14 protein-coding genes and 1 pseudogene are annotated in these 17,859 nt (G+C 48.9%); 5 read left to right on the top strand and 10 right to left on the bottom strand.

The features are described 5' to 3' along the window. The 3 genes from ACR6Z4_RS30760 to ACR6Z4_RS30770 all read left to right on the top strand — a co-directional run. The coding region (locus ACR6Z4_RS30760; protein WP_479721172.1) for a CHAT domain-containing protein at positions 1-1,288 on the top strand (1,288 nt) is incomplete at its 5' end. A 41-nt stretch (positions 1,289-1,329) separates the two neighbouring features. Next, positions 1,330-1,713 (top strand): hypothetical protein, encoded by a 384-nt coding sequence (locus ACR6Z4_RS30765; RefSeq protein ID WP_479721173.1) that lies wholly within the window; start codon positions 1,330-1,332, stop codon positions 1,711-1,713. 12 nt (positions 1,714-1,725) lie between these two features. Continuing rightward, positions 1,726-2,643 (top strand): hypothetical protein, encoded by a 918-nt coding sequence (locus ACR6Z4_RS30770; protein ID WP_479721174.1) that lies wholly within the window; start codon positions 1,726-1,728, stop codon positions 2,641-2,643. A gap of 34 nt (positions 2,644-2,677) precedes the next feature. Here the strand turns inward: ACR6Z4_RS30770 and ACR6Z4_RS30775 are convergent, their stop codons facing one another. The 6 genes and pseudogenes from ACR6Z4_RS30775 to ACR6Z4_RS30800 all read right to left on the bottom strand — a co-directional run bounded on the left by ACR6Z4_RS30775 (position 2,678) and on the right by ACR6Z4_RS30800 (position 10,238). Then, positions 2,678-2,920, bottom strand: coding sequence for a DNA-binding protein (locus tag ACR6Z4_RS30775; protein WP_479721175.1), 243 nt, complete (start codon positions 2,918-2,920; stop codon positions 2,678-2,680). Next, entirely contained in the window at positions 2,910-5,303 is a 2,394-nt protein-coding gene (locus ACR6Z4_RS30780) for an AAA family ATPase (RefSeq protein WP_479721185.1), read from the bottom strand. The genes ACR6Z4_RS30775 and ACR6Z4_RS30780 overlap by 11 nt, the downstream gene beginning before the upstream one ends. Before the next feature lie 437 nt (positions 5,304-5,740). Next, positions 5,741-6,688 (bottom strand): annotated as a pseudogene (locus ACR6Z4_RS30785) (transposase); the annotation flags it as partial. Next, positions 6,685-6,939: an HNH endonuclease gene (locus ACR6Z4_RS30790; RefSeq protein WP_479721176.1), complete on the bottom strand. Its 255-nt coding sequence runs from the start codon at positions 6,937-6,939 to the stop codon at positions 6,685-6,687. The pseudogene ACR6Z4_RS30785 and the gene ACR6Z4_RS30790, both read right to left, overlap by 4 nt. A gap of 390 nt (positions 6,940-7,329) precedes the next feature. Further along, a complete protein-coding gene (locus tag ACR6Z4_RS30795) occupies positions 7,330-8,202 on the bottom strand; it encodes a pentapeptide repeat-containing protein (protein ID WP_479721177.1) in 873 nt (290 codons plus the stop codon). A gap of 383 nt (positions 8,203-8,585) precedes the next feature. After that, complete coding sequence (locus ACR6Z4_RS30800; RefSeq protein WP_479721178.1) at positions 8,586-10,238, bottom strand: Ycf66 family protein; 1,653 nt, start codon at positions 10,236-10,238, stop codon at positions 8,586-8,588. A gap of 610 nt (positions 10,239-10,848) precedes the next feature. Between ACR6Z4_RS30800 and gatB the strand changes: the two genes are divergently transcribed. Then, entirely contained in the window at positions 10,849-12,333 is a 1,485-nt protein-coding gene (gene gatB / locus ACR6Z4_RS30805) for an Asp-tRNA(Asn)/Glu-tRNA(Gln) amidotransferase subunit GatB (RefSeq protein WP_479721179.1), read from the top strand. Positions 12,334-12,632: 299 nt separating this feature from the next. On the opposite strand, the gene ACR6Z4_RS30810 is transcribed toward gatB, so the two are convergent. The 3 genes from ACR6Z4_RS30810 to ACR6Z4_RS30820 form a co-directional block, all read right to left on the bottom strand. Beyond that, positions 12,633-13,691, bottom strand: coding sequence for a fatty acid desaturase (locus tag ACR6Z4_RS30810; RefSeq protein WP_479721180.1), 1,059 nt, complete (start codon positions 13,689-13,691; stop codon positions 12,633-12,635). 325 nt (positions 13,692-14,016) lie between these two features. Then, complete coding sequence (locus tag ACR6Z4_RS30815; protein WP_479721181.1) at positions 14,017-14,832, bottom strand: acyl-CoA desaturase; 816 nt, start codon at positions 14,830-14,832, stop codon at positions 14,017-14,019. 47 nt (positions 14,833-14,879) lie between these two features. Further along, on the bottom strand, positions 14,880-15,695 hold the full coding sequence (locus ACR6Z4_RS30820; protein WP_479721182.1) for an acyl-CoA desaturase: 816 nt from the start codon (positions 15,693-15,695) through the stop codon (positions 14,880-14,882). A gap of 145 nt (positions 15,696-15,840) precedes the next feature. Here ACR6Z4_RS30820 and ACR6Z4_RS30825 point away from each other — a divergent pair, with 145 nt between their 5' ends. Then, positions 15,841-17,070, top strand: coding sequence for a methionine gamma-lyase family protein (locus ACR6Z4_RS30825; protein WP_479721183.1), 1,230 nt, complete (start codon positions 15,841-15,843; stop codon positions 17,068-17,070). 124 nt (positions 17,071-17,194) lie between these two features. Here ACR6Z4_RS30825 and miaA read toward each other — a convergent pair. Then, the coding region (gene miaA, locus ACR6Z4_RS30830) for a tRNA (adenosine(37)-N6)-dimethylallyltransferase MiaA (protein ID WP_479721184.1) at positions 17,195-17,859 on the bottom strand (665 nt) is incomplete at its 5' end.

The raw sequence follows: 17,859 nt of genomic DNA on the forward strand, positions 1-17,859 counted from the left end.
ACATACCGTTACGCCTGAATCGCTGCGCAATGAGTCTCAGCGGCTCCGCCAAGCGTTAGACCAAACGATTAAGCAAATCCGTCAGGTTCCTGGTTATGAAGGCTTTCTGGCTCAACCTAATTTCGAAGATATTTGCCAAGCAATCCGTCCCGACATCCCCTTGATTTACCTGGTGCCTACTCCTGCCGGTAGCCTCGCACTCATCGTTCAGAGATCCCCCCTAACCCCCCTTGAAAAAGGGGGAACCGGAGACGTTGAGATCACCCCTCTCTGGATGGATGATCTCAATGAAACACAACTGTTTGGTCTGTTGGCTCAAACATGGTTTAGTGCTTACAATCAATCCCAAAGCGATCGTCAGGGATGGCATGATGCGATTGAATCTGGCACTCGTCAACTCTGGGAACCGCTGATGTTTCCCCTTATCCAACATCTCAAAGCTCAAAACCTTCAGCAAGCTACTCTAATTCCTACGGGATTTCTTAGCTTATTACCACTTCATGCTTCCTGGGTTGATGATCTAACCACGCCGACTGGCAAACGGTATGCTCTGGATGAGATGGTATTTACCTATGCTCCGAATGCGCGATCGATCAATGCTGCCGCAGAGATTGCGACACGCACTGGGGCAGATGCGATGTTAGCGATTGATAATCCTCTCAACGATCTAGCCAACTCCAGTCGTGAAGTACAGGCGGCGATCAGTACCTTCTCACAGCCTGTCGTCTTAAAACATCAGGAAGCTACGGTAGAAAAGGTGCTGGATGCCTTACCCCACTGCTCTATTCTGCATCTCTCTTGTCATGGCACTGCAAATCTGACTGATCCGCTGAATAGTGGGCTGTTGATGAGTGATAGCTTGCTAACCCTGCGAGACTTACTGGATCTGAAGCTGGCGGATCATGAGCGAAGTGGCATTCGGTTGGCGATTTTGTCTGCTTGTGAAACGGGACTTAGTGGATTGAAAAACGCGGATGAATCCATCAGTTTGCCCACGGGGTTACTTCAAGCTGGGGTGGCTGGGGTGGTTGCGTCTCTCTGGTCGGTGTCTGATCTCAGCACCATGATGTTGCTGGTACGCTTCTATGACTATTGGCGAAACGAGACGTTGGAACCAGCGATCGCATTGTGCAAGGCACAACAGTGGGTGAGGGATACAACAAGTCAGCAGAAAGCCCAGTACTTTAAGGCGAGTTATCCTGACCTGTTTAAAGCTCTCATCCTGCTTGAGCCAAACTACTTTGCCCATCCATTTTATTGGGCAGCATTTAGTTATACGGGGGTGTAAACGTCCATTATGCAAAGATTCATGATTACCAGAGGATAACTATGTACGATTCTGATGATATTCTGGACGCGGCTCGTTCCATCCGTCCCTATTTAAGTAAGTTGCCCGGAATCACCGATGCAGAGGTGATCGATCAGCAGTTGGCTGAGCTGTTGGCACAGGATGGAAGTGAGCGATCGCCAGATAATGAGATCCTGGAACTGTTGGCAGATCAAGAAGCAACGCGGGAATGGACGTTTCAATTTCTGCAAGACAGGCAGCAACCAGAGTCGTTGAGGAATTTTTCACCGTTACCGGGGCAACCGTCGATTGTGAGTGCGGCTAAGTTTGTGTGTCCGATGGGAGATTATGTCTGGTATCGTCCGAGGGTGGGGGTTGAGCCACCGCTCTGCCCTACTCACAATCTACCTCTTGATCCAGCGTAGTCAGGGTACATTATGTCTGCAAAATTCCTCGAAGATGTTGGGGGCAAGCTGGCTGAGCAGTGGGTAGCAGCTCTGCTGACTCCAGCGTTTGTGTTTTGGGCGGGAGGGGCGATCGCGGGGATTCAGCGGTTTGGTTGGGCGCGCATTCATACCTGGTTTAGTCAACAGCCAGACTCGCTACAAATTGCGGTGCTGATTGCGGGGTTGTGTTTGATTGCAGCATCGGCGTTTGTAGTACAACGGTTTGAGTTTGCAGTGCTGCAACTTTTAGAGGGATATTGGCATCCCCGGTTACATTCGGTGCGGCGATGGTTGGTGGCACGGCAGGCACGGCAGTATCAGCAGATGGGCGATCGCTGGCAAGCACTGATGCAACTTGACCCGGCTCAACTGACGGCAGAACAACGAGATGAGTTGGTGCAGTTGGACTGGCAGCAACTCCATTTACCGTTGCCTAATCAACTGATGCCGACGCGGTTGGGCAATATTTTGCGGGCGGCAGAACAGCGACCGTTGGAAAAGTATGGATTGGATGCGATCGTGTGTTGGTCGCGGTTGTGGCTATTGTTGCCAGATGCCGTGAAACAAGAGCTACAGGCGGCGCGGGCGGATCTGAATACGACGGCGCGGCTGTGGCTGTGGAGTGTGTTGTTTGTGGTCTGGAGTATCTGGGGCTGGTGGGCAGCTCCGGTGGGGATACTGTCTGCGATGGTGGCGTATCATTGGGCGATCGCCGCAGCCAGAACCTATGCAGAACTGATTGAAGCTGCCTTTGATCTGCACCGTACTGCCCTATACCAAGCTTTACGGCTGCCACTACCCACAAACGCAGAAGAAGAAAAAAAACTGGGTGCTCAACTAACGACCTATTTATGGCGAGGGTCTGATCAACACCATCTCCAATTCAATCCACCCAAGTCATCAGACTAACCCCACGGAGAAGATGTTGGGGATTGATTCATGCTTACGCAGAGTTCACATCTTCCAGCTTTTCTAGCACCGCTTCACACCGCTTGATGTGATACCGATAGGTCAACCTGGCAGCTTTAGGATTCATCACCCGCCAATGGGTTCCCAGCTTGAAAACACCTTGTTTTCTTAGATTAGCTAAGTGTTTGGCTGAACAATTGAGCATCGAACAGGTTTCAGTCGTGGTTTTCCAATCTGAAGGGGTGGTTTGCCCCTGCTGTTCCCGCTTATGAGGCATGGCTATCACCGCCTTGTTTTAGCAACTTGAGTTCCTGGATCTGATACGTTCGGGTGATATACCAGCTATCTCCCTTCACGTCTATGCCGTCGGCTGCAACTCCAATGACTGTGACTGGTTTTCCTGCAAAGCGACCTGTCAAAATTTCAACGCGATCGCCCACCCCCAAAATGGGGATACTCGGATCACTTCGGTTCGAATCTTTGTCTCTTTTGCATACTACGTTGGAGGGCTGATCAGGGGGTTTATATTCAACAGTTGAATAGTGTTGAACATCATGTTGAATAGGTGAAACGTTCTCTGTGTCTGAATCTGACTCCTGTTTGTTCTCACTATTCAACAAAAATACTCTCCCGGAAAGATGATCAGGGTGATCAGCATCAGTAAGGATCTCGCTATTGCATGGGTTTGAACCCTGATCACCTTGGTCTAATAGGATGGTTTTTGGGGTTGTATTATGTGTAACATGCACAGGGGGCTGATCACTTTTTGCCTGATCGCTAGAAGAGGAAGAAATATTTTTCGTTGAATATCCCTCTCTATCGCTTTCCTCATCTGGATTAGCGCTATTCAACACGCTATTCAACTGTTGAATAGTGTTGAATAGTGCTAATCGATAAGTGTATCTACGCCGCGTCCCTTCTTTGCAAACCTTAAACTCTGCTTCATCTGTTGCCTGCAACCTTGAAAGTTGCTCATAGAGAGACTTTTGCGGGATATTAGTAGCTTCATGAATTTGCTCTAAGCTGGCAATCCCAACCTGCTTCAGATAATCAATAATCTGCTCTCTCTGGGTAGGGTTGACTCCACCGGGTTTCCATTGTCCCAAGAGTTTCCATGTCCAGGTATTACCATCTAAAACTACATTCAGGTCATGCTTGCCCCATCCGTTCTCGACCAACAAGCGATAATTGCGATCGCTGGCAGCAATAATGAGTGTTCCCCGGCAAACGGCTCGGATGGCGCTACTACCCCTTACGGTGTCAAAAATATCGATCGCACCAGCATTGTCTACGTTTACCTTACCTGTGTGGTGTACCAGTAGCACGCAACAGCCTAAATCTTTTGCCATCTCTTGAAGCGGTTCAAGCAACTGGCTCATTTCTGCCGATGACTCGCTGATACTGGAATCCTTGATTCTGGAGAGGGTATCTAAAACAATTAACCTGGGGTCTAATTCCTCTGCCAATTCTCGAAGATACCCAATTTCAGACAGTTTGAATTTTTGCATCCAGGCAACAGGTAAACCTCTGCTCCAACCCTGGGCAACTTCCCGTTCTTTTAGTTTTGCCTCTCCATCTTCCAAACAGACATAGAGCACTGTTCCCTGAGTGGTAGGTCTACCAAGAAAATCACTACCCTCTGCGATCGCTTTTGCCAGCGTCATTGCGAGCAAACTTTTCCCCGCGCGTGGACCGGCTGCGAGTAGAAACAGTTCATCGGCAGTTAGCAACTCATCGACCAACCAATCGGTGTAGTCAGGGGCTCGATCCATTAGCTCGTCATTCCATACCAAACGTGCTCTGAGTGGATTTTCTGCTGATGGATGAGCTTTGATCGGCTTAGCTGTCTCTGCTACTTCAGTCGCCTTACAGAAGTCTGGTAGACCAAACCCATGATTCAGTGCATCCGATACATCCCATCCCTTTTTAGGGTTTTCAGTACTGGGAACCCTGGCTATCTTGCAACGTTGACCTAGCGCTTCAGAAACTTTCAGGGCTCCCTTTACTCCTGGCTCATCAAGGTCATACCAGACAATGACGGTTGCTCCAGTCAGGCGATCGAGTTCCATAAGTGGGGGAATACTACCCGCGCCGCAGGTGAAGCAACAAACCTGTAGGTCATTTTTTAAGTCAGAATGACGTACAGCCCAACCCAACATCATGGCATCCCATTCACCCTCACACAGCCAGGTCTGGATGGGTGTCTCCGGCTGATGGGTAACAAACACTTGCTGGGGAATGCCGTATTGTGACCAAGGTTTGTATTCTGGCAAATTACAGATTGACTCATCCCACGGTGCAATTCGCTTTTTCAACCAATAGGCAGTACTGTCGCGGTTGGGCAGAGGGATGGCGATCGCCCATTGCATTTTTTCACCCAGACGCGATCGCACAGCACCCAGACGGTAATGAACCATCATCTCTGGTGCGATGCCCCGATTGATTAGCCATGACTTAGCCGATTCTCCATACTGCATCAGTTTTTGGTGTGCCTCTCGTACCTTTTGTGGAGCAACGGTGACAGTTTTTCCGGCTGGTAATGGGGCAGATTGTGCCAATACTGCTGGAATTTGCTGAGACTTAGGATTGCCCAAAACCTCACGAATTTGTTGGGGAGTACATCCCCGATGACATTTATAGGCTCCTTCTGTCCCCGGCACTAATGACAAGTTCTTGCTTCTGGTTTTGCCCTCTGATGAGCAACAAGGGCAAACTGCTCTGCCCTTGTTATCAAAATCGACGTAATCTCAGTAGATCACAAAATCATTTTGGGGTAGGTAAATGGATAGCGGTGATGGGTGGAAAATGTCGCTCAACAGCATGAGAGAGAAATTCCAACATGGTTTTAAGACCAAACAACTCTTGATGAATGACTCGTCCCCCTCTCTGCGTCCGACTGACAAAGAACTACAACAAGTACACCCAAAGATTAACCAGGATAAATGCCAGTGCCACAAATAACAGGCGAATCACTGGATTGTTATATCATGTCGTCTTAAATGCACATAACATCTATATCTGCACAATGCTTATTTAGTAGGCATTCTGCTATTTTACTCTGTGCGTATATTGTGGTTATTTAACCCTACTTGATATTACTCGTCGTGCGAATGCGACACTGATTCTTAATTCTGTAGCTCGTTTCGATGCCAAAGCGCTCTCGATAATGCTGATGTAACTGATGGAGGGCAATGGTGACTCGATGCACCACATAAAGGGCATATTGAATCCCATGCTTGTTCTTGAAACCTTTGTAATAAGTGCACACCACTCGCATTTGGCACATCACTGAACCATAGTTGGCACTGCTGAGGGTGTAGCGCGTCCCATAGCTTTTGCGCCCGACGAGTAATGAGCGGGTCCCTCCGGTTTTGCCACGAATCACCGCAGGCATCAAAAATGGGATGTTGAGTGCTTTGAGCCAGCGAATCACCGGCACACTGTAGAAGCCCCGGTCGAGATATAACCGTTTGACTCGAATCTTCAAAGCAGAGAGCATCGCCAACAAATAGGTCAGTGTTGCCACCAGAGTTTCTTGTCGATGCACCGCATGAAGGCCCAGGGTAACTCGCTTGTTACGGCAGATAACATAAACGCTAGCATAGGCGAAAAATGAGGTGGTTCCGGCTTTAGCTTGAGAGCGATAGATATAGGGTGTTGCTGCCTCACTTAGGCTGCCATAGTAGGGAATCAAGTGCAGGTCAATGGCGATGCGATGCCGTCCTTTGCAAATTTTGGGAGGAATGCGGCTTTGCAATGCTGCATTGAGTTGTCCTTCCAGCGCGACCATGTCCTCTAACGTGTCGAGGTGATAGCGAATGCCATTGCCACTAGGGACTCCTTGCAGGCGTTGAACGGTATGCTCGATGCTATCGTGACGACTGGCAGCCCGTAGCAAAATCTCAACCAGGGTTTCGGCACGACAACTGCCATCTTCAGGTACTAAAGGCAGGTGCTCTAACAAGCACTCCAAGGCGGCTTCCAGGGTTGCTTCATCAGTCAATGCAGGAGCAGGAGATAATGAGGAAGATGGGTAGGTCGTCATGGTTTGATTTCAATTGCTTTTAACCTTGACCCTACCCCTTTCCTATTCCCCTTGGTCAGGAAATTTTTCGATCTACTGAGATTGCAAGAACGATAGGCAAGAGCTAAATTAGCTTCATCGCTTGAACCTTGCCGAGAAAGTGGAACAATATGCTCCACCTCAAATGGAAAATTGAATACTACTTCAGGAGCTTTGCAGTACTCACAACGATGATTCGCTCGTTGAGCGATCGCCGTGTAGTAAGGATTCATAAATTCCCTTTCTGTATCGCAGCCGCACGAGCTTTCGCCGCTTGTAGTTCTACCTCAACTCAGCGATTTAACTCTGCTTGCTGTTTTGGCGGTAATTCTTGTCCTTGAGCTCTGGCTAACTGCCACCAATTCATCAATACCGACAACCGTTCCTGCTGCTCAGCCGTAAAAAATGGGTCAGGACAATCACTTTGGATGACCTTAGTGCGTTATAGCTTCATCTATCTTCCTATCAATTTTAGAAGAACTACCTCAGCCGTATTACCAAGTGACGGAGCTCCAAACACCAACAGATACTTTGGTTGTACCGTCGCCACAGGGAGATAGCGCAGCATAGCGTTCCGGCTCAGCGGCTGTGAGCAACTTCTGCAACAATACCAACTAACTTTATCAGTCTGCTACGGTCGGATTATTAGCCCTCACGCTACTGAGTCCTAGTTCAATACTAAACTCTGGGCTATAAACAGCTCTCTCCCAACCCTGGGCTGATTTAACTTGCTCGACTGTTAACCCCTTTGCCTCTCCAAAATTTGCTGCTTCAATATTGGCATCCTTTAAACTAGCTCCCTCCAAATTTGCATTTCTAAATCTTGCTCCTTGTAGGTTTGCCTCTTGGAAATTAGCATTTTGCAGTAAAGCGCCATGAAACCCTGAATTAGAAAAGTTTGATCCTTGCAAATTTGCGTGTTGCAAATTAACACCCCATAATATGGCTTTAGGCAATTGGACTCCTGCAAGAGACGCATGAGGCGCAACCAGATAAGCACCTAACTTCTCTGCTCTAAAACCTTTTGGAAATTTAGTCTGATCGTCATACAATACCTCTCGCAAGTCTGTGCTTTCTAGCTTCACTTCCAACAGACTAGCACCATACAACCTTGCTCTATAAAGGCGGGCTTTTGACAAGTCGGCTCGGTCTAAGATAGCACCTGTTAAATCTACTTCCCGCAGATTAGCCCCTACCATATCCGCTCCTGCCAAGTTGATCCGGCGAAGCTCTGCTTTTGGAATATCGATATTTCGTAACGAAACTCCTTCGCTTGCCAAATTTTCTAACGCAATTTTTCGGGCATTACTGGTAGAAGTTCCTGCGCTTGTAGCGGCATCAATTACTTGCCAGTATTCAAAGTGTGCTCGTTTGCGCTCAGTTTGAATTCTTTCTTCTCGTCTGGGAATTTCCACAAGAAAAGCAATAACTGCAATGAGAACCCCCAACTTACTAACAGCATCAAGAATTTTAATGAAAGCCCACTGTTCCAACAACTTTGCGATCGGTTCTGCAAAAAACAAAATAACTGCTAAGGCAAGCAAGGCAGAAAAGAAAACAATGAATTGTACCTTTGTCCACTCTCGCATGACCCAATTACTTCAATAGTTGTTTGCAATCATATCCCAACGATAACTTTGCAGCTACATCCTCGCCAATAACCTAGAAGGCTCTAACTATGATTAGGCTAAATATTCCACCTATACTGCCAGACTAGGGTCTGTTTTAAAGGGTATTTTTTCGTGCGCTTCGCGCACGAAAAAATATCCTCTTAGCAAGTTTTAAAACACGCCCTGGAAACATAGATAGAATCTTTCTGTCTATCATCTTGAATTCGGTAGATAAGCGGAATATATCCATATACCTAGCTATTACCTCATCAAAACCATTCTTCCTCATCATCTGGAGGTGGGGTGGTGAAGATGGCGTGGCTGGAATGGGTTGAGGGTGGTACGATCGCATCTTCTGCGGGTTGAGTTTCAGGGTCAGGAGTAGCAATCTCTGGCGTTTCGGGTTCTTCGAAACCAATCAGTTCAGCTTGAATCACGATGGGTTTATAAAACTTGCTTGCCTCTGAGGCAATCATGCCATTGGTAGGATGAAATGGTGGCGCAGGATCGGGCGCACTATTACCGTTTTCGTTGGCTTCAGCTAGGATATCTGCTTCAGTGTCGGGGTCTAATTCAGCTGCATCAGGGTCAGTATGGTAGGCGATCGCATCCTCTGATTCTAGTTCTATGGCATCTAATTCATCAGTTTCCATAGAAGTGGCGATCGCATCTGCTTCATCGGCTGATGTAGATGATTCAGCTATGACTGATTCAAACAAGTCTGCCAATTCAGCATCCAGATCTTCAGCAGATTCGGTTGTAATCTCAGTCGCCATCATCGCAGGCGCTATCGTCTCAACCACTTCGGTTGTTGAAGGCTGATCGGATAAATCTTGAATGTCTACCTCTAGCTCTGGTTCGGATTCAGTTGGCTCAACGGCGATCGCGACTTCTGTAGCGTCTGTGATCACTGCGTCTATTTCTTGTTCTTGCGTCGGCAGAGAGGCTGAAGTTTCCGGTTCAGTGCTCGATTCACCATCCCATTCTTCATCCCATTGTTCAGCTGCGATCGCTCTTTCGGCGGCTTGAAGCTTAGAGGTCGTTTCTGCCATTTGTTTAGCATTGGGTTTTCTGCCGAATCCTATGGCGATTCGAAGACGCTCTATCAGTGAACGTGGACGACGCTCGGAGGGGATTGGTTTGGCAACTCTGGATAGTTGAGTAATAGGTTCAGGTTGCTCGGTTGTAGACGGTGCCGTCGTCAGGGTCGAGGGTTGCGATACGGTCGGGTTTGGGTTAACCGGGGTCGGCTCATCGTCTAACCAGTTAGAGTCTTCTTCTATAACGGAGCTAGAACCAGCCTGCGAAAACGATTCCGGGATGTGCATCGAATCCGGTGGGGTTGGTACCGGATGGGCGATCGCCATGGGTTCTGGTTCGGGTGCGGATGAACGGGTAGCGGTTCGGTCGGCAACTGTACCCCGCGATTGCAACGGGAGTTCCGCCGCTGGTGTCTGTGCCGGTCTGGTCGTCGGGCGAACGGGGGTCGCAGGGTGGTTTGGGACGGCGATCGCCGGAGTCGCAAATGGCTCAGAGATCGTATTGAGGGTGGCAGGAACGGGTGCTTTGCCCAGTTTGGCTTGCAGGTCTGTCCACAGCCGTTTGCTGTTGCCCTGGATCAGTTCCGCGAGGGACTGGGCTGAACCGGGTAGGCGGGTTTGCAGGCTAGGGGGAGTGAGTTGCCGTCGCAGTTGTAAGCTTTGTAAGGCAAACCAACCCAGTAACGCCACGCTGGCAGTCTGTCCCAACAACACTCCACCTGTGATGCGTCCAGCGCAGACCCATAGCACCAGCGCATAAAATAACCCGACGCCGCTCCAAATAAAGTCGTGCTTGCGGTGAACTTCTGGGAAGAAAAAGGCAGCCATATAGAGGACAAAACTGCCCAACCCAACGGCGATCGCCAGAATATATGTCAGCATCGGCTACCTCCTACCCTATCCGGCACAAAAATCTCAAGCTATAGCGCTTCGCGGTTGGCTGAATTTTGGTGGTGTGGACGTTGCCCTGAGGGCAACGTCCACACCACCAAAATTCCATTCCATCGAAATTTGCCATACTCTCATTTTGCGGGAGATTGTCTTGATCAGAACCATTCCCTTCAAGAAAACCCCAGATCTGCTGCTCCTGCTAATCAAGGGCTTGTTGAAAAATAGTTTCATGGTTTTGGCTGGCTGTTAGCTCTTAGCGATTAGCCAACAGTTAACAGCCCAGCTCATGTTATTTCCCTACAGCTCCTAGGGATCGTGGATTAAATAAGATCAAATATAGCGATCCTATTTGATTTGTGAACCTGATCCGTTGTGAAAGCGCCCGCCCTTCGGGCGGGCGCTTTCACAACTGATTTAGGATTGCTATATTGAATCGTTTGGAGGGGCGAACAGCCGTTCGCCCTACAACACATCATCGAAGTGATTGAATTCCCATTCCTAAGCAGTGTCGGGGAAAAAATTTCTGGCTTTTCTAGAATTCATTATCCTGTGACGAAGCAAATCGCTAAAATAGAGCCAATTGTTACCCGCTACAGATTCCATGACTACTGCTGCGCCAGTTAAGACTCAATACGAAGCAATTATTGGGCTGGAAACCCACTGTCAGCTGAAAACTGACACGAAGATTTTCTGCAATTGCTCGACCGAATTTGATACGCCCCCCAATACCAATGTCTGTCCCATCTGCATGGGTATGCCGGGGGTACTACCCGTTCTCAATCAGCGGGTTTTGGAATATGCAGTCAAGGCAGGCTTGGCACTCAACTGCACCATCTCGGAGTACAGTAAATTCGATCGCAAGCAATATTTCTATCCCGACCTGCCGAAAAACTATCAAATCTCTCAGTTCGACCTGCCCATTGCCGAGCATGGCTGGCTAGAAGTTGAGCTGGAAGATGAAGAGGGCAAGCCTGTGCGCAAACGCATTGGTGTTACTCGCCTGCACATGGAAGAAGATGCCGGAAAACTCGTTCATGCAGGCAGCGATCGCCTTTCAGGTTCAACCTATTCTCTGGTGGATTTTAATCGCACCGGGGTACCGCTGATCGAAATCGTCTCTGAGCCAGATATGCGATCGGGGGCAGAAGCTGCCGAATATGCCCGCGAGTTACGTCGCATCCTGCGGTATTTGGGTGTCAGCGATGGCAATATGCAGGAAGGGTCACTGCGCTGCGATGTCAACATTTCGATTCGCGTTCAAGGAACGGAGAAATTTGGCACCAAGGTTGAAATCAAGAACATGAACTCGTTCAATGCCATCGAACGGGCGATTAACTATGAAATCGAACGCCAGATTCAAGCCGTCGAATCGGGTGAACGCATTGTCCAGGAAACTCGCCTGTGGGAAGAGGGCGGGCAACGCACCATCAGTATGCGGGTGAAAGAAGGCTCCAGCGACTATCGCTATTTCCCGGAACCCGATTTGGGACCGATTGAGGTATCGGCAGAGCAATTGGCAACCTGGAAATCTGAGTTGCCCGAACTACCTGCCCAAAAGCGACACCGCTATGAAAGCGACCTGGAACTCTCCTCCTATGACGCACGGGTGTTAACGGATGACCAGGCGATCGCCGAATATTTTGAAGCCGTCGTTGCCGCTAAAGCCACCCCCAAACAAGCGGCAAACTGGATTATGGGCGATATCAGTGCTTACCTCAACAATGAGAAGAAAAGCATCACGGAGTTGCCTCTGACGCCCGCCATCCTGGCAGAAATGATTGGTCTGATCGAAGACAATACCATTAGCACCAAAATTGGCAAAGACATCCTGCCAGAATTGTTAGCCAAAGGAGGGTCTGCGAAAGAACTGATCGAAAGCAAGGGCTTAATCCAGGTTTCCGATCCCAAAATTATCGAAGACGTGATCGATCAAGTCCTGGTGGCTTTCCCGGTTGAATTGGAAAAATACCGCAGTGGCAAAAAAAATCTACTCGGCTTCTTTGTCGGGCAGGTAATGAAACAAACCGGCGGACGGGCAGATCCTAAGATGACCAACCAGTTGTTATCGAAAAAGCTCAATAGCTAATACGGTTTAAAAAAGGATTTGGGTGGTGAAAGCGATGCTTTCACCACCCAAATCCTTTTTTAAACTCCCAAAGAGGAGAATTTCCCCGGTTTCAAAGTCCCTTTCCCGCTCTGGGATTTAGGGTGAGGGCTGACGGGGCTAATACCAATCTTTTATGAAGTTGCGCCAAACTAGAACCCCCTGTAGTCCCCCTTGGCAAGGGGGACGGCGACAGCCGGGGGTTGAATAAGGCGCAGCTTCACATTAAATCGGTATAAAAAACTAAACACACGTAATGACCCCTCTCTTTTAGAAAAATCTTAGTCTTGGTGTTTAGATTTCCAGTTGAATTCGTCGAAGCTCTGGTAATAGTTTTCTTCGTCATACAAATTACAGCGATCGATAATTTGCTTCATCAGCCCTAACGAAAACTTACGTTCAACCAGGTAAGGACCCCAATTCTCCTGCAAGCTCTGGTGTGCCTGACGCAGGTTATACGACGGAATTGCTGTGGAAATATGGTGCGGAATGTGGACATTGATATCGTGGCACAAAAATTCTACCCAACCTGGATAGGTGCAATGAACGGTACCTGCAAGCTGTGCATGGGCTTCGTTCCAGGTTGCAGGCGGACGGAAGGGAATATTGGGGTCAGTGTGGTGGACGATGGTAAAGGTGCTCATCCAGAAGTGATAGACCATCCAGGGCAACACCCAGAATTTGACAAAGCCCCAAATTCCTAGCGTGGCAATCATCACCGGAAAAGCGATCGCCATTGTGCCTAACACCAACAGTGATGAAAATTTCACCTGTTGTCGTGCTTTGCCTTCAAACGTGCGCCAGTCAAAGTGCAGCAACGCCCAATGGGCGATAGAGCCAACCCACCAAAACCAACCTCGAATCTGACGGTAGCCCCATTGCAATAGCGGCGATGCATTGGTGTAAAATTCTGGCTCAAACGGTTCCCAGGCGTTATCTTCGCCCAGTTCATTAGTGTGCTTGTGGTGATAGTTGTGCAACAAGCGCCAGCTATGGAACGGGTAAGCCAGGGGCAAAAAGATCGCATGACCCAGGGCATTATTCACCCACTTGCGGTTAGAAAATGAGCGGTGTCCGCAGTCATGACCAATTACAAAAAATCCGGTCAATGCCGTGCCGGTAAACACCCACAGCAAAGGCAATAAATACCAGGGGGCGATCGCCAAACCGCAATAGCCCAGGACAACCATCAGAACACTGGCGGCAACCTTAAACCATGCCTTCCGCCAATCTTTAGAAAACACCTCTTTCGGTAGAGTATTGAGGATGTCCCTCAGCTTTAAATTAGGATCTAGCTCCTTAGAAAAAGGCACTTGTGGCTTGGTGAGTGATGCTGTCATGAATTAGGGATAATCTCCAAATACTTGATTTTGCAAATCGATCGACACATTGATTTGGATAGACGGCAGAAGTTGAGTTTGGCGATCGCTAAAAAAACACAAAATCTCCCTGGCGATGTCTAGACAGAGGCGCGATCGCGTCCATCAGGCATGGCAATGTCAGCCAAATCTATTCGCTAGTGTTGCGAACACTAGATTGTGCAACATGGGGGTGGGGGCTACGCCCCCACGCAGGGGTTCCACCCCTGCACCCCGTTGTAAAACCTTTAGTTTTCTGATCAGGGGCACATTGTATCGTGCCCCCAAAACAGCATTGCCGTAACGTTTAAACCTTTTCTGGAAGTTTCACTTTAGTTGCCAGACCCAGCTTTTGAAACAGCCAGATAGTCATCCAGGTCATATCAATTTCCCACCACTGCAAACCATGACGGGCAGAATATTGATAAGCATGGTGATTGTTGTGCCAGCCTTCGCCATAGGTCAGCAGCGCCACCCACCAACAGTTGGTCGAGCGATCGCCAGAATTATGAGTCTGATAGCCAAACTTATGGGTAGCACTGTTGACAAACCAGGTGCAGTGATAGACGATCACCAACCGCACAAAAATTCCCCAAACGACAAACGACCATCCGCCAAGAAGATAGAATACAACCCCTAAGGCAATTTGAATAAACAGAAAATTGTTGTCTAAAAACTGATAGAACGGATCGTTGGCAATATCTTTTGTGAACCGGGGAATTTCTTGTTTAGCGGGGACATCATGCAACATCCATTGCATATGACTCCACCAAAACCCTTTGCCCGAATCATGGTGATCAATCGATTGGTCAGAATAGAGGTGGTGATGACGATGCAACCCGACCCATTCCAGCACGCCTCCTTCCATCGCCAAACAGCCACAGAAGACCAAAAAATACTCTAGCCATTTGGGGGTCTGAAAACTCCGGTGCGTCACCAGACGATGCCACCCCAGTGTAATTCCCAAACCCCCTGTCACCCAGTGCATGAGCAGGCATAGCCCGACTGCACTCCAGCTAAAGTTGCTGGGCAGCAGCGCAAAAAGTGCCCCAGTATGGATGGCGACCATGAATAACAGAATGGTCCAATTAATGGGCAGCTTAGTTGAGGTTGTAATGGTCATGCATTAATCCCAATGTGAACACAAAATTTAATAATCAGCTCGTTAATTTAAGATTCTTCAGCCAGTTTAATCTTTCGTGCGAGCCCAAACATCTTTAATACCCGAATCATCATCCAGGTCAAATCAATTTCCCACCACTTCAAGCCATGACGGGCAGAGTACTGGAAGGTGTGGTGGTTATTATGCCAACCTTCGCCATAGGCAATCAGGGCAACCCACCAGCAGTTGGTCGAGCGATCGCCCGACTCATAGGTGCGATAGCCAAACTTGTGCGTGGCGCTATTCACTAGCCAGGTTGTGTGATACACCAGTACTAGACGCAGAAAAACCCCCCAAACAACAAATGACCAACCTCCTACAATGTAAAGCAATATTGCGAACGCAACTTGAACTAAAAAAAAGTTTTTATCTAAAAATTTATAAATGGGGTCATCCCCAATATCTTTGGTGAAGCGTGGAATTTCCTCTTCCGCAGGCACTTTGTAAAACATCCACTCCATATGGCTCCACCAAAATCCCTTATTCGAGTCATGGTGATCGACATTTTGATCCGAGTAGAGGTGGTGATGGCGGTGTAGCCCGACCCACCAGATGGGTCCCCCCTGCATTGCCAACGTGCCACAAAACACTAGAACATACTCAAGCCACTTGGGGGTTTGGAAACTACGATGGGTTAACAAGCGATGCCAGCCGAGGGTAATTCCGACACCAGCCGTTAGCCAGTGTAAAAACAGGCACAACCCTACGGCAGTCCAGCTAAAGTTAGCAGGTACGAATACTAAAAGCGTGGCGAGGTGGATAGCTACCATGAAGATGCTGGTATGCCATGCGATCGGGGGTTTGGTCGAAATTGCTGTAGTCATTCATTAATCTCAAATGGAACAAAGTGCCGAAATCTGCGCAACAATAGGTTTCGCATATCAGGATGGTGCGATCTAAAACCTTGCTCAAGGTCGTCTCCTGGTGAAACACAAGGCTTTTCCCGGAAATCAGGAGCAAAGTTGAGGAATGAATAATTCTGAGCAGATTCAACAGGCAGAAAAGGCACTAAGTCAGATTTTTTCTGGTATTGACACTCAGGTCAAGAAAAACCTGCATCGAGTTCTCGTCGCCTTTCGTCGCCATCAAGTCGGTACTCACCATTTTTCGGGTGTGAGCGGCTATGGACACGACGATTTGGGGAGACAAACCCTCGATCGAGTGTTTGCTGAAGTTATGGGCGCAGAATCAGCCATTGTCAGAGTTCAGTTTGTGTCGGGTACTCATGCGATCGCATCTGCCTTATTTGGTATTTTGCGACCCGGAGACGAGATGCTAGCGGTAGCTGGGGCACCCTATGACACCCTGGAAGAGGTAATTGGTTTACGCGGAGAACACCAGGGTTCTTTACAAGATTTTGGCGTTTCCTATCGACAGTTAGACCTGACAGCCGACGGCACACCAGACTGGCACGCGTTAGCCACAGCTGTCCGACCCAATACTCGACTGGTTCATATCCAGCGATCGTGCGGATATGCATGGCGACCCAGTCTGGCGATCGCCGATATCGAAAAGATTGTGCATCTGGTCAAACAGCAAAACCCTGACACGGTTTGCTTTGTCGATAACTGTTATGGCGAGTTTATTGAAGACCGAGAACCGCCCGCCGTGGGGGCAGACTTAATTGCCGGATCGCTGATCAAAAATCCTGGAGGCACCATTGTGACAGCGGGTGGCTACGTCGCCGGTCGGGCAGACCTGGTCGAAGCCGCAGCTTATCGCCTCACGGCTCCTGGCATTGGCAGTGCCGGAGGAGCAACCTTTGAGCAAAACCGATTGCTGTTTCAAGGACTGTTTTTGGCACCCCAAATGGTGGGAGAAGCGATGAAAGGAAACCACCTGACCGCGTATGTTTTCCATCAGCTCGGCTATCCGGTGAATCCCTTGCCTTTTGCCCCTCGACGTGACGTAATTCAAGCAATTCGCTTAGGGTCTCCTGAGAAAATAATTGCTTTTTGCCACGCCCTTCAACAACATTCTCCAATTGGCTCTTACCTCAGTCCTATTCCCGCCAGTATGCCCGGATATGAGAGCGAACTCGTCATGGCAGGCGGCACGTTCATTGATGGTAGCACTTCTGAATTCTCCGCTGACGGGCCCCTGCGAGAACCCTATGTGGTGTTCTGTCAGGGTGGCACCCACTGGACCCATGTCGCGATCGCCCTGGAAGCCGCCATCGAAGCGGTTGGTGCGGCTTAATAAAATCCCAGTGGTGGTAGGGCGCGACAGAGCCGCGCCCCACCACAAGAAATTCTATAGTTTTGCCGGGGACACAGCCTCCACCCCCCGTGTTACCAGATTTAGAGTTTGCACAACGAGTTTCTTACGGGCTGACAAACGATTGAATGTGTTGCCAGACTTGCTCTAACAAGTCTGGGGCATCGCTATCAAACCATACGATATTTGGATCGGCACGAAACCAGGTGCGCTGGCGTTTGGCAAATTGGCGCGTATGCAATACCGTCAGGGCGATCGCCTCAGTTAACGAAATTTCTCCTGCCAGATATTGTTTGATTTCTTGATAACCCAACGTCTTTAGCAAAGGTAAATCGGTGCCATAAGTCTGGCAGAGGGTTTTCACTTCTTCCACGAAACCCATGTCGATCATGTGCTGCGTGCGTTTGCTAATCCGTTCTGTTAGCGGATCGGGCTGTCCGGGTTGCGGGTCAGCACAATCTAAACCAATTTGCAAAATCGGATAGTCCGGTGGATATTCTCCCTGCTGCTGAGAAATAGGCTTGCCGGTGACATAAAAAACTTCCAGTGCCCGAATCGTGCGAACAGAATCATGGGCATGAATTTTTTGGGCAGCGATCGCGTCTACCTGTTGCAAAAAGGCATAACACTGAACCTGTCCGAGAGCTTGTAATTGCGATCGCAATTGGGGTTGAGGAGCCACTCTGGGAATTTTCATACCGCGCACAATCGATTTGATATAAAGTCCCGTTCCACCGACCAGTAAAGGGATGGGGGGATGGGGGGATGGAG

Source organism: Calyptranema fuscum S582, assembly GCF_055793305.1.